This is a genomic window from Luteimonas sp. Soil_N_1 (genome assembly GCF_057656255.1).
This window is the reverse complement of record NZ_JBDGKS010000001.1, coordinates 1,027,918-1,040,032: the sequence shown is the minus strand read 5'-3', so window position 1 is coordinate 1,040,032 and position 12,115 is coordinate 1,027,918. Positions and strand designations below refer to the sequence as shown.

11 protein-coding genes are annotated in these 12,115 nt (G+C 70.1%); 3 read left to right on the top strand and 8 right to left on the bottom strand.

Going from position 1 to position 12,115, the window contains the following annotated elements; translation table 11 throughout:
- Positions 1-8 precede the first annotated feature (8 nt).
- The 3 genes from AC3A4E_RS04740 to pilG are packed head-to-tail and all read right to left on the bottom strand — an operon-like array spanning position 9 to position 1,351.
- On the bottom strand, positions 9-572 hold the full coding sequence (locus AC3A4E_RS04740) for a chemotaxis protein CheW (RefSeq protein WP_487630400.1): 564 nt from the start codon (positions 570-572) through the stop codon (positions 9-11).
- The gene (locus tag AC3A4E_RS04735; protein WP_487630399.1) at positions 569-934 is read right to left on the bottom strand and encodes a response regulator transcription factor; all 366 of its coding nucleotides are present in this window, start codon (positions 932-934) and stop codon (positions 569-571) included. Before AC3A4E_RS04735 ends, AC3A4E_RS04740 begins: the two co-directional genes overlap by 4 nt.
- Before the next feature lie 12 nt (positions 935-946).
- Positions 947-1,351 carry a twitching motility response regulator PilG gene (gene pilG, locus AC3A4E_RS04730; protein ID WP_487630398.1) on the bottom strand — a complete coding sequence of 135 codons (405 nt, stop codon included), beginning with the start codon at positions 1,349-1,351 and terminating at the stop codon, positions 947-949.
- A gap of 185 nt (positions 1,352-1,536) precedes the next feature.
- On the opposite strand from pilG, the gene gshB reads away from it, so the two are divergent.
- Positions 1,537-2,499, top strand: coding sequence for a glutathione synthase (gene gshB / locus AC3A4E_RS04725; protein ID WP_487630397.1), 963 nt, complete (start codon positions 1,537-1,539; stop codon positions 2,497-2,499).
- 20 nt (positions 2,500-2,519) lie between these two features.
- On the top strand, positions 2,520-3,395 hold the full coding sequence (locus tag AC3A4E_RS04720; protein WP_487630396.1) for an energy transducer TonB: 876 nt from the start codon (positions 2,520-2,522) through the stop codon (positions 3,393-3,395).
- 9 nt (positions 3,396-3,404) lie between these two features.
- Here AC3A4E_RS04720 and lepB read toward each other — a convergent pair whose 3' ends face one another.
- From lepB to mrcB, 5 genes are read right to left on the bottom strand one after another with little or no spacing between them, the layout of a single operon-like run.
- Complete coding sequence (lepB, locus tag AC3A4E_RS04715) at positions 3,405-4,049, bottom strand: signal peptidase I (RefSeq protein ID WP_487630395.1); 645 nt, start codon at positions 4,047-4,049, stop codon at positions 3,405-3,407.
- Between the two features lie 25 nt (positions 4,050-4,074).
- Positions 4,075-4,812 (bottom strand): tRNA (adenosine(37)-N6)-threonylcarbamoyltransferase complex dimerization subunit type 1 TsaB, encoded by a 738-nt coding sequence (gene tsaB / locus AC3A4E_RS04710; protein WP_487630394.1) that lies wholly within the window; start codon positions 4,810-4,812, stop codon positions 4,075-4,077.
- Entirely contained in the window at positions 4,809-6,872 is a 2,064-nt protein-coding gene (gene yoaA / locus AC3A4E_RS04705) for a DNA repair helicase YoaA (protein WP_487630393.1), read from the bottom strand. The genes tsaB and yoaA overlap by 4 nt, the downstream gene beginning before the upstream one ends.
- Positions 6,873-6,892: 20 nt before the next feature.
- Positions 6,893-7,426, bottom strand: coding sequence for a tetratricopeptide repeat protein (locus AC3A4E_RS04700; RefSeq protein WP_487630392.1), 534 nt, complete (start codon positions 7,424-7,426; stop codon positions 6,893-6,895).
- Complete coding sequence (gene mrcB / locus AC3A4E_RS04695; protein ID WP_487630391.1) at positions 7,426-9,894, bottom strand: penicillin-binding protein 1B; 2,469 nt, start codon at positions 9,892-9,894, stop codon at positions 7,426-7,428. The genes AC3A4E_RS04700 and mrcB overlap by 1 nt, the downstream gene beginning before the upstream one ends.
- Before the next feature lie 123 nt (positions 9,895-10,017).
- Between mrcB and AC3A4E_RS04690 the strand changes: the two genes are divergently transcribed.
- Entirely contained in the window at positions 10,018-12,114 is a 2,097-nt protein-coding gene (locus AC3A4E_RS04690) for a glycosyltransferase (protein ID WP_487630390.1), read from the top strand.
- The last annotated feature ends 1 nt before the right edge of the window (position 12,115 follow it).

Here is a 12,115-nt window from a genome sequence, read left to right as displayed (position 1 = left end):
GGCGGCCTTCAGGCCGCGGCGTGTCTGAATTCGGGTGTGCGACCGAGCCGGTCGAGGCTGAAGACCCCCCAGGTCGCGTTGGCATGGGCGTAGGCGCGCTCGACGAAGTGGCCATAGCGGCCTTCGGCGATGCGGTCGGCCGAGACCTCGTCTTCCTCGAGGAAGCTGCGCTGGCCGAACAGTTCGTCGATGGTCAGCGCGACGTCACCGCCGGGCTGACGCACCACCAGCACGCGCTGGCTTTCCTGCAGCACCGTGCGCTCGCCTTCGAGAAACTGCTTGAGGTCGACGATCGGCAGCAGGCTGCCGCGGATGTTGGCCACGCCCAGCATCCAGGGCTGCGCCCCGGGCACGCTGGTGACCGGCGGCATGGGCAGGATCTCGATCACTTCCTCGAACGACGACGCCAGCATGCGCCGGCCGACGCGATAGCCCACGCCGCGCCACAGGCCCGGCGCGTCGAGCTGGTCGGGCAGGCCTACGCTGTGGGCCAGACTGCGCCGCTCGTACTCGGCCAGCAGCGCGAACGCGCCGCTGGCAGGCGCCTCGCCTGTCCGTACGTCCGCAGTCATCCCGCGAGAACCGCGTTGACCTGGCTGATCAGCGCATCCTCGGTCGGCGGCTTGACGATGTAGCCCTTCGCGCCCTGCCGCATGCCCCACATGCGGTCGGTCTCCATGCCCTTGGTGCTGATGATGATGATCGGGATGCCCGATGTGTCGTCATCCTTCGCCAGCGCACGCGTGGCCTGGAACCCGCTCATGCCGGGCAGGACCACGTCCATCAGCACGAGGTCGGGACGCTCGCGCCGGCAGGTCGCGATGCCGTCCTCGGCGTTGGCCGATGCCAGCACCTGGTGGCCATGCCGCTCCAGCCACTGGGTCAGCACAGCGGTGTCTGTCGGCGAATCCTCGATCAACAGGATGCGAGCCATGTCCCTGCCCCCTCAGGCGTTGACGTGCGTACGGATGGCGCCGAGGAGTTCCTCGCGCGTGAACGGTTTGGTGACGTATTGCTCGGAACCGACGATGCGGCCGCGCGCCTTGTCAAACAGGCCGTCCTTGGAGGACAGCATGATCACCGGCGTGTGGCGGAACACCTGGTTGTTCTTGATCAGCGCGCAGGTCTGATAGCCATCGAGCCTCGGCATCATGATGTCGACGAAGATGATCTGCGGCTTCTGGTCGGCGATCTTCGCCAGCGCCTCGAAGCCGTCGACCGCGGTCACGACCTCGGCACCTTCGCGACGCAACAGCGTCTCGGCGGTCCGGCGGATGGTCTTCGAGTCGTCGATCACCATCACCCGCAGTCCATCGAGGCTGCCGGTGGACGGCTTGTCGTCAGTGGTCATGCAGTCTCCCCTGGTGCGCGGCGCGGAACGTCGGCAACGCCGCTGCAGGCAGGTGTTATACCGCGCCCGGATGTCGGACTGTCAAGATTTCCGCACGCTTTGTGCGCGAAGCCTCAAATGCGGCGGCGCGGCACGCGCGATGCCCCCTGATAAGATCGGCTGCTCTCTCCCTGCAGGCGTTGCGCATGTCCCTGGATGTCGTCGTGGTGATGGATCCGATCGGGTCGATCAGGATCGCCAAGGACTCGACGTTCGCGATGCTGCTCGAAGCGCAGCGCCGCGGCCATCGCCTGCATTACGTGATTCCCGGTGGCCTGGCGATGACCGGCGGCGAGGCGGTCGCACGCACCGCGCCGCTGACCGTGCGCGAAGACCCGGGCGACTGGTACACCCTCGGCACGCCGGCGCTGCGCCGTTTCGGCGACGGCGACGTGGTGCTGATGCGCAAGGATCCGCCGGTCGATCCGGAGTTCGTCGGCGACACGCAGATCCTCGGCGTGGCGCAGCGGCAGGGCGCGATGATCGTCAACGATCCGCAGGGCCTGCGCGACATGAACGAAAAGCTGGGCGCGCTGGCGTTTCCGCAGTGCTGTCCGCCGACGCTGGTCAGCCGCGATGCGCCGTCGCTGAAGGCCTTCGTCGCCGAACATCGCGACGCCGTACTCAAGCCGCTCGACGGCATGGGCGGTCGCTCGATCTTCCGCGCCGTCGCCGGCGACGCCAACCTCAACGTGATCCTGGAAACGCTGACCGATGGCGGCCGTCGCCTGGCGATGGCGCAGCGCTATCTGCCGGAAATCGTGGCTGGCGACAAGCGCATCCTGCTGATCGATGGCGTACCGGTCGACTACTGCCTGGCGCGGATTCCGCAGGGCGACGAGTTCCGCGGCAACCTTGCGGTCGGCGGCCGCGGTGAAGCGCGTCCGCTGAGCGAGCGCGACCGCTGGATCGCCGCGCAGGTCGGCCCGACGCTCGCCGCGCGCGGCATGCGCTTCGTCGGTCTGGACGTCATCGGCGACTGGCTGACCGAGGTCAATGTCACCAGCCCGACCTGCATCCGCGAGATCGACGCGGCCTACGGCACCAACATCGCCGGCCTGCTGTTCGACGCGATCGAGCGCGGCCCGGTCGCGACGCACACGCCCTGACGCGACCCGCACTGCCGACGATGCAGGCCGCCCCGCCGCCTCCGCAGATCGACGACGGCGCGCGCCTCGGTGCGACGCTGGTGCTGTCGCTGCTGGTGCACGGCCTGCTGGTGCTGGGCATCGGCTTCGCGACCGAGGACGCCGCGCCGGTGATGCCGACGCTGGACGTGATCCTGACCGAGACCACGAGTCCGCTGACCCAGGCGCAGGCCGACTTCCTCGCCCAGGCCAGCAACCAGGGCGGCGGCGAACACGAGCAGACCAACCGCCCGCGCGAGGCGCAGATCGGCCAGGTACCGCAGGACACCACCGGCGTCGCGCCGATGGAACTGCGCGCGCAGTCGCCGGATGTGCAGCCTCCGCCGCTCGACCGCGTGGTCGCCAGCACGCGGGGCGAGACGACGCTGCCCGTCGAAGATCCGACCACACAGAGCGAGCCGTCGACGCTGCCGCGCGGGCCGGAGAAGATCGAACGCGATCTGGAAATGGCGCGGCTCGCGGCCGAGATCCACATGCGTTCGGAGCGCTACGCGCGCCGGCCCAAACGCAAGTTCGTGTCGGCGAGTACGCAGGAGTACGCCTATGCCGCGTATCTGCGGCAATGGGTCGATCGCGTCGAGCGCGTCGGCAACCTCAACTACCCGGACGAAGCGCGGCGCCGGCAGCTGGCCGGCGAGCTGGTGATCAGCGTGGCGATCCGCCGCGACGGTTCGGTGGAGCGCGCCGACATCATCCGCAGCAGCGGCACGCCGATGCTCGACGATGCGGCTTTGCGCATTGCGCGCCTCGCAGAGCCCTATCCGCCACTGCCCGCGACTGGCGACGAGATCGATGTGCTGCACGTGACCCGGACCTGGAACTTCCTGCCGGGCGGCGAACTGGTCGACGACCGCTGAGATGGGCGCCTAGAGCCGGCGCCAGCCGAAACCGTCGCCCGTACGCCAGAACACGCCGCGCGCCTGGCCGTAGATCGCCGCAGCCGGCACGAAGCCGAAGTAGCGCCCGTCGATGCTGGCGCCCCGGTGATCGCCGAGCACCAGCACCTGACCGTCGGGCACACGCAGGTCATCGAGATCCGGGCCGCCGCCCGCATCGAGGTTGAGGGTGACCTGTACATCGCCGAAGTTTTCGGGCGCATCGTGATCGAGCGCCAGCGGCGTGCCGTTGATCGCCAGACGTCCATCGATCAGATCCACACGGTCACCGCCGACGGCGACCACACGCTTGATCAGGCGGATGCCATCCGACGGCGAGCGGAACACCACGACATCACCGCGCGTCGGCGCATCGCCGGCCCACACCGCCCACTGGGTGAAGGGCACGCGCAGGCCATAGGCACGCATGTCGACGACGACGCGATCGCCCGGCAGCAACGTGGGCTCCATCGAGCCGCTGGGCACGTAGTAGTGATTGGCCAGCGACGAACGCGCCACCAGCAACAGGCCGAGCAGGCACACCAGCGGCAGCGCCTCGCGCCGCAACCACATGCGCAGGCGCGCACCGCGCTGCCCCGAGCGCCAGGGGGATGGGGGCGTGGGGTGTGCGGTCATCTGGGCATCTCCATCCGGTCAGGCGTCAGACCGCGCCCGGCGTACCGGGTTCCGCGGCGCGGCGGGACGCGCGCAGCGCGACCTGCTCGACGAGGGTCAGCGCGACGTTGTCACGCAGGTAGACAGGTTCGACGCGCTCGGGCGCGATCGCCTCGCCCCGCGCGAATGCCGCCGCCGCGAGGTGCGCCAGATCCGCCGCGTGCGGCAGCGCGGCCGCATCGACCTGCGCGAAGCGCGTGCCGAGGCGCGACTGCAGCGCGCCCTCGACCGCGGAGAATCCTGTGCCGACGCCGGACCACGCCGATGCCTCGTCGGGGAGTTCGACCAGGCCGGGCGCGCACACACGCGCCGGGCCGAGTGCGCGCAGGCCATCGGTGCCGTGCACGAAGGCCTGGCTGTAGACCTCGCCCATGCGCGCGTCGATCGCGGCCAGCACCTGCGTGCCCGGCGCAGCCTGCGCGCGCATCGCCAAGACTTCGAGCGTGGAGCACGCGACGACCGGGCGGTCGAGCGCCAGTGCGATGCCCTGCACCACTGCGATCGCCAGGCGCACTCCGGTGAAGGCACCCGGCCCGCGACCGACGGCCACCGCATCCAACTGGCTGCGTGCGATGCCGGCTTCCTGCAGCAGCGCCTCGGCCCACGGCAGTGCGAGTTCGGCGTGCCGTCGCGGCGCGATCTCGAAGCGCTCCAGCACGCGGCCGTCGTCCCAGATGGCGACGGAGCAGGCTTCGGTGGCGGTTTCGAACGCGAGCAGTTTCATGACGGCGGCATTTCCGGAAGCGGGGACGACGCGGTTGCGTCGGCCGGCATTGTCGCAGGCGATGCGAAGAACGCGGCAACGGTCGACATCTCACGCGTGCGCGGCAGCGGCGGCAGCGAATCGAGGAACACGCCGCCGTAGCTGCGGCCGAGCAGTCGCGGATCGCACAGCACCAGCACGCCGCGATCGAACTCGGTGCGGATCAGACGGCCCACGCCCTGCTTGAGCGCGATGACCGCCTGCGGCAACTGTTCGTCACGGAACGGATTGCCGCCGGCGCGGCGGATCGCATCCAGCCTTGCCTCGAATACCGGATCGTCGGGCGCGGCGAACGGCAGCTTGTCGATGACCACCACGCTCAGCGCATCGCCGGCAACGTCGACGCCTTCGCGGAAACTTGCAGCGCCCAGCAGCACGCCGTTGCCCGACTCGCGGAAGCGCTGCAGCAGCACGTGACGCGGCGCTTCGCCCTGTACGAACAACGGCCAGGGACAGTCGCGGCTGCCATCGCGCAGCAGCGCCGCGGTTTCGCGCAGGGCGCGATGCGAGGCGAACAGGAGGAATGCGCGGCCAGCGGAGGCTTCGAGCACCGGCAGCACCGCATCGACGACGGCACGCGTGTAGTCCTGCGCCGACGGCTGCGGCAGCTTCGGCGGTAGATAGCACAGCGCCTGGTGCGGCCAGTCGAACGGGCTCGGCGTCAGCAGGGTCTGCGGCGCTTCGATACCGAGGCGCTCGGCGATGTGATCGAAGTGGCCGTCGACCGCCAGCGTCGCCGAGGTGAAGATCCACGCCGCGCCCGAAGCTTCGCGATGCGCGCGCAGCGGCGCGGAGACATCGAGCGGCGTGCGCTGCAGACGGAAGCCGCGCGGCGTGAGCTCGTACCACAGCACGCCGTCATCGAGCGGCGGCGCGTCGGCGCTCTCGACGGGCGCGTCGTCGTCGAACATCGAATCCGCCGCCGCGCTGCCATCGTTCCAGCGTCGCAGCTTCGTGACGAAAGCCAGCGCCCGGGCGTGACAGCTGTCGAAGCCGGGCGAGGCTTCGCGCAATGGACCGAGCGCATCGCGCAGATGCAGCAGTGCGTCGTCGAGCGCGTGCAGCGCGTCCTCGACCGCGGGTTCGTACAGCGCGCGATAGCGGGTGCCGCGTGGCGGCAGTCCGTCCATCGCGGTGCGCAGCGCGCGCGTCGCCTCTTCCAGCGCATGCGCAGGCGACTGCAGCACCGGCAACGCGCCGGGCACGTCCTTGCATTCGGCGATCGCGTCGCGCGCGAGTTCGACCAGCGGTCGTGCGCTCATGCCCTCGCCGAAGAACTGCGCGGCGAGTTCCGGCAACTGGTGCGCCTCGTCGACGATGAAGAGCTGCGCGCCGGGCAGGATTTCGCCGAAGCCTTCCTGCTTCAGCGCCAGATCGGCCAGCAGCAGATGGTGGTTGACCACGACCACGTCCGCGGCCTGCGCACGCTGGCGCGCCTGCACCAGGAAGCACTCGCTCCAGAACGGGCAGTCGTTGCCGAGGCAGTTGTCGACGGTCGAGGTGACCAGTGGCAACAGCGGCGTGTCTTCGGGCAGGCCGTCGAGTTCGGCCATGTCGCCCATGCGCGTGCGCCCGGCCCAGGCGACGATGCGCTGGAACTGATGGATCTGTTCGCGCGAGGCCAGCCGCGGTTCGCCACGCGCCTGCTCCAGGCGATACAGGCACAGATAGTTCGCGCGGCCTTTGAGCAATGCGCTGCGCAATCCACTGCCGAGCGCATCACGCACGCGCGGCAGATCGCGGTGGAACAGCTGGTCCTGCAGCGCGCGCGTCCCGGTCGAGACGATCGTCTTCAGACCCGACAGCAGCGCCGGCACGAGATACGCGAAGGTCTTGCCGGTGCCGGTGCCGGCCTCGGCGAGCAGCGTGGCCCGCTGGTCGATCGCATCGGCCACCGACATCGCCAGCGACTGCTGGGCGACGCGCGGCCGGAACGCGGGAATCCGTTCCGCCAGCAGGCCGCCTTCGACGAGGGCCTCGCGGCTGCGGTCCGCGAGGCGGGCGTCACGCGCGTCGAGCACGGGCCCGGCCGGTGGCGCGATCAGTAGCGATTGGGCCCGGCGACGCGACAGCCGTCAGCCTGGCCGCGTGCCTGGGTCGCGCCTTCGGCATCGCCGGTCGACAGGCGCACCTGTTCGAGCGTGATCCAGTGGCGACGGCACAGCGGACCGACCTGCGCACCCAGCGCGTAGGCGCGTTCGGCGAGCTGCGTGGCCATGGGCAGATCGTTCTGCAGGATCGCCAGTTCCGCGCGCTCCTGCAGCAGTGCGGGATCGCTGTCGACGATCGTCATCGCCTCGTCGAGTGCGGCGACGGCGCCCGCCAGATCGCCCTGCGCTTCCAGCGTGACCGCGCGTGCGCGCAGGTCCTCGACCATCGGATCGCGCAGCGGCTGCACGGCGAGTTCGCCATCGCCATCGCCGGCGGATGCGCGGATCGCCTGGACCATGGCCGCGGGCGGGATGGTCGAGACCGGGGCGGCATCGGCCGTGGTCGGCGACGGGCTGGCGCAGGCGGCAAGTACGAAAACGGCAGCGACTGCCGTCAGCCGGGTACGCATGCGGATCAAACGCATCAGGGCGACTCCTCGTTGATCGGCGCGGGCGCCGGTTCGGCCGGCGCGGGTTCCGGCGGCGGTGCGGATTCTTCGTTGCGACCGATGCCGAACCATTCGCGCCAGCCGCGACGCTCCTGCTGCACCGGCGCGCCGGTCGCATCGACGAGATTGCCGTTCTCGTCGACGAAGGTCTGGTTGGGATCGTAGGTCGGACACGGCTGGTACGGCGGCGCATAGCCGGCGACGAAGGCGAAACGGCGCGCGTCCGGGCAATCGGCGTCGGTGCTGTTGGACTGCGCGACCCACTGCCATTCCAGCCCGGCATCGCCGACCTCGAGCGGTGCGCTCGGCAGGCGCCGGAACAACCCCGACCAGATGCGCATCGCACCGGTGGCGCCGTAGAGACCGGTCTGTTCGTTCTGGTCGTTGCCGACCCAGACCACCGCCAGATGGTCGCCGGTCCAGCCGGCGAACCAGCTGTCGCGACCGTCGTTGCTGGTGCCGGTCTTGCCAGCGGCATTGAGCCGACCCAGGCCATCGTTGACGAGCTGGCGACCGGTGCCCGAGGTGACCGCGTGCTGCAGGGCCAGCGTGACCATGCGCGCGGCGATCGCATCACCGTCCTGCGCCGGGCGCGGCGCATTGTCGTAACGCTTCACGACGCGACCCTGCTCGTCGATGACGCCGCGCACGGTGCGCAGCGGCTGGATCTCGCCACCGGATGCGAGGAACTGGTAGAGCTGCGCCATTGCGTACGGGCTCTGGTCCATCGAGCCGAGGATCAAGGCGGGATTGGCCTCCGCGCGCACGCCGGCCAGCACGTGCACCAGGTCCGCCAGTGCACGCGGACCGACATCCATGCCGATGCGCACCGTGACCTGGTTGTAGGACCGCGCGAGTGCGTCGATCATCCGCACAGTGCCGTGGCTGCGACCGTCCGAATTGCCCGGCGTCCAGCGCCGTCCGTTCTCCAGCGTGATCGTCACCGGCGAGTCGTCGACCCAGCTGGCCAGCGAGTACTGCGCCGGATTGCCGAGCGCCAGCAGATAGACGAACGGCTTGAGCAGCGAGCCCACCGGACGCTGCGCCTCCACCGCCCGGTTGAAGCCGTGTTCGAGCGGGTTCCGGCTGCCGAGGGCCGCGACCACTTCGCCCGAGTGCACATCCGTGACCACCAGGCCCGTCTGCAGCGGCGGGCGCTTGCCGGTGCTCAGGTCTTCGAGCGTGCGCACGCTGGCGCCCTCGGCATAGGCCTGCGCGGACGGCGCCATCGCGCTCATCACCGCCAGTCCCGCGCCCTGCAGTTCGCCGGCCGGATAGTCACGCGCCAGCTGGCGCCGGACGAGGTCGATATAGGCCGGAAACCGGTTCGCCGCGATGCTGCCCGGCGTGTCGGTCACGCCCAGCGGACGCTTCGCGGCGCTGTCGTGCGTGGCCTGGTCGATCAGACCGGACTCGAGCATCCGGCCGAGTACGAAATCCCGTCGTGCCAGCGCACGTTCCGGATTCCGCCGCGGGTCGTAATGCGAGGGACCACGGATGATGCCGACGAGCAGCGCGACCTGCTCCGTCTCCAGATCGTCGAGCCGGCGTCCGAACCAGAATTCCGCGCCTGCGGCGACACCATGGATGGCCTGCGCACCGCGCTGGCCCAGATAGACCTGGTTGAGATAGGCCTCCAGGATCGGGCCCTTGCCGTAGCGCGCTTCGATCAGCATCGCGTACAGGATTTCGTTGAACTTGCGCGTATAGGTCTGTTCGCGACCGATGCCGAGCAGGCCACTGCGGGCGAGCTGCTGGGTCAGCGTGCTGGCCCCCTGGCGGGTTTCGCCTGCGCGCAGGTTCACCATCGCCGCGCGCGCCATGCCGCTGAGGTCGATGCCGTGGTGATGCGCGAAGTCCTTGTCCTCGACCGACTGCAGCGTATCGGTGAGCAGCTGCGGCACTTCGTCGAGGCGCACGAGTCGACGCTCCTCCTGACGCTGGCCATACAACGTCGCGATGCGCGCCGGATCCATGCGCGCGACCTTGAGCGCACGTTCGCCATCGCCGTCGCGCAGCCGCGACACACGACCACCCGACAGCGTGAGCTGCACGCGACCCGGCGCCACGGCGCCGTCGACATCGCGGTAGCCGCGACTGGAGATCGTCCAGCGCGCACCCTCGGTCGCATAGGTGCCAAGCCGGACGCCGTCGCCTTCGCGATAGCCGGCCGCATCGAGTTCGGTCTTGAGCGTCGCGGCGTTCATCGCCACGCCGGGTGTGATCTGCAGCGGACGCGCGTACACCCGCGTCGGCACCTGCCAGGTCAGTGCACCGAACTTCTCGCTCACCTGGTGATTGAGATAGAGCGTGTACGGAATCAGGAAGCCCAGACCCAGGCCGATCAGCGCGAGCAGCGCGGTGACGAGGCGACGGCGCCACGCAGGGGGTGCGTCGTCGTCGAGAATCTCGCTGTCGTCGTCTTCGTAGTCGATCCGGGCCATGGAGTTCCTGCACCCGCAGGGCGCGGGCCGATGTGGATGCCACAATAGCGCCGGGCAGTCTATCCCAGCGCTCCGGCGCGGAGCCGGGCCGCACCCCGAACAGTCAGCTGGAGTTACGCACGCATGTCGTTTTCCCTGGCCGGCGCCCGCTTCTGGATGGCGCGTGCGCTGGGCCTGTGCCGCCGCGGCCTGGCCAGCCTGCGCACGCGCGGCCCCCTCGCCACCTGGCAGCGGGTCAGCGCGCAGCTGGGGCTGTTCGCGCCCACTGCCGCGCAGTCGCTGCTGACGGCGGACCTGTCGCCGTTCGCGCCGTTCGCGCTGCCTGCCTCCGACGCGCCGGTGGTCAGCATCGTCGTGCCGGTGCACGGCCATGTCGGCGAAACGCTCGCCTGCCTGCGCGCGATCGCCGCGCATCCCCCGCGCGTGGCGTTCGAAGTGATCGTCGTCGACGACGCGAGTCCCGACGACACGCGGGCGCTGCTGGCGCAGGTCGATGGCCTGCGGCTGCACGTGCTGCCGGAGAATCTCGGCTTCATCGGCGCCTGCAACGCAGGCGCGGCGATCGCGCGTGGCCGTTTCCTGCTGTTCCTCAACAACGACACGGTGCCGCAGCCCGGCTGGCTGGATGCGATGCACGCGACCTTCGACGCGCAGCCCGGCGCCGGCATCGTCGGTGCGCAGCTGGTGTATCCCGACGGGCGTCTGCAGGAATCAGGCGCGATGCTGGCACGCGACGGGCGCGGCGAAAGCCGTGGCCGCTTCGCCGATCCTGCGCATCCGGCCTTCGCATGGTGCGCCGACGTGGACTACGTGTCCGGCGCGGCCCTGATGCTGGAACGCGCGCTGTTCGATCGGCTCGGCGGCTTCGACGTCCGTTATGCGCCGGCCTACTACGAGGACACCGACCTCGCGTTCAAGGTGCGCGATGCCGGGCTGCGCGTGCTGGTACAGGCGACCGCGCGCGTGGTGCATCTGGAAGGCGCGACCGCCGGCACCGATCCCGGCAGCGGAATGAAGGCCGCGCAGGCGCGCAACCTGCCGGTCTTCGAAGCGCGCTGGCGTGACGCGCTGGCATCACGACCGGTCGATCCGGTCGCGGCCGGACAGCTGCCCAGGCCCGGCACACCGCAGGTGCTGATCGTCGACAACCTGACGCCGAGTCCCGACCGCGATTCGGCCTCGTTGCGACTGGTCAACCTGATGCGCCTGCTGCGCGAGGCCGGTGTGCACGTGGTGTTCCTGCCGGCCGACCGCCGCCATGCCGGCGATGCCTCACGCGCGCTGCAGGCGATCGGTGTCGAGGTCTGGCACGACCCGCATGTCGGCAGCGTGGCCCGCTGGATGCGCACCCACGGCCCCCGCTTCCAGCGCGTCCTGCTGTGCCGCCACTACATCGCGCGCGAGTTCCTGCCGCTGGTGCGCACGCATGCGCCGCAGGCGCGCGTGGTCTTCGACAGCATCGATCTGCACTACGTGCGCGAGCAGCGCGGCGCGGAGGTCGCGGACGATGCCGCACTGGTGCGGGCGGCTGCACGCACGCGCGCACTCGAGCTCGATGTCATCGCGCGCAGCGACGACACCCTCGTCGTCAGTGCCGCCGAAGCGGAAGTGCTTTCGCGCGATGCGCCCGACGCGCGGGTCACGGTGCTGTCGAACCTGCACGAGATCGCCGGCAGCGGCGCCGCGTTCGCCGACCGCCACGACCTGGTGTTCGTCGGCGGCTTCCGCCATCCGCCCAATGTCGACGCGATGCGCTGGTTCCTGGGCGACGTGTTTCCACGAATCCGTGCCGCGCTGCCGACGGTGCGCTTCCACTGCATCGGTGGCTATGTGCCCGACACGATCGCCGCATTCGCGGGCACGCCCGGTGTCGAGATCCACGGCCACGTGCCCGACATCGCGCCCTACATGGATGGTTGCCGCATCGCGGTCGCACCGCTGCGCTTCGGTGCCGGCGTCAAGGGCAAGGTCAACCTGAGCATGGCGCATGGCCAGCCGGTCGTCGCCACGCCCTGCGCGGCCGAGGGGATGCATCTGGTCGATGGCGAAGACGTCCTGCTGGCCGACGACGCCGGCGCGTTCGCCGATGCGGTCGTCGCGCTCTACCAGGACGAAACGCGATGGGCGCGCCTGTCGACGAACGGGCTGGCGAACGTGCAGGCGCACTTCTCGCTCGATGCCGCGCGCGACACGGTGCGGCGCGTGTTCCTCGACGCCTGAC

Excerpts from the sequence above, each read along its gene's own strand:
- AC3A4E_RS04740 (WP_487630400.1), bottom strand. The coding sequence starts at position 572 with ATGACTGCGGACGTACGGACAGGCGAGGCGCCTGCCAGCGGCGCGTTC.
- AC3A4E_RS04735 (WP_487630399.1), bottom strand. The coding sequence starts at position 934 with ATGGCTCGCATCCTGTTGATCGAGGATTCGCCGACAGACACCGCTGTG.
- pilG (WP_487630398.1), bottom strand. The coding sequence starts at position 1,351 with ATGACCACTGACGACAAGCCGTCCACCGGCAGCCTCGATGGACTGCGG.
- gshB (WP_487630397.1), top strand. The coding sequence starts at position 1,537 with ATGTCCCTGGATGTCGTCGTGGTGATGGATCCGATCGGGTCGATCAGG.
- AC3A4E_RS04720 (WP_487630396.1), top strand. The coding sequence starts at position 2,520 with ATGCAGGCCGCCCCGCCGCCTCCGCAGATCGACGACGGCGCGCGCCTC.
- lepB (WP_487630395.1), bottom strand. The coding sequence starts at position 4,049 with ATGACCGCACACCCCACGCCCCCATCCCCCTGGCGCTCGGGGCAGCGC.
- tsaB (WP_487630394.1), bottom strand. The coding sequence starts at position 4,812 with ATGAAACTGCTCGCGTTCGAAACCGCCACCGAAGCCTGCTCCGTCGCC.
- AC3A4E_RS04700 (WP_487630392.1), bottom strand. The coding sequence starts at position 7,426 with ATGCGTTTGATCCGCATGCGTACCCGGCTGACGGCAGTCGCTGCCGTT.
- mrcB (WP_487630391.1), bottom strand. The coding sequence starts at position 9,894 with ATGGCCCGGATCGACTACGAAGACGACGACAGCGAGATTCTCGACGAC.
- AC3A4E_RS04690 (WP_487630390.1), top strand. The coding sequence starts at position 10,018 with ATGTCGTTTTCCCTGGCCGGCGCCCGCTTCTGGATGGCGCGTGCGCTG.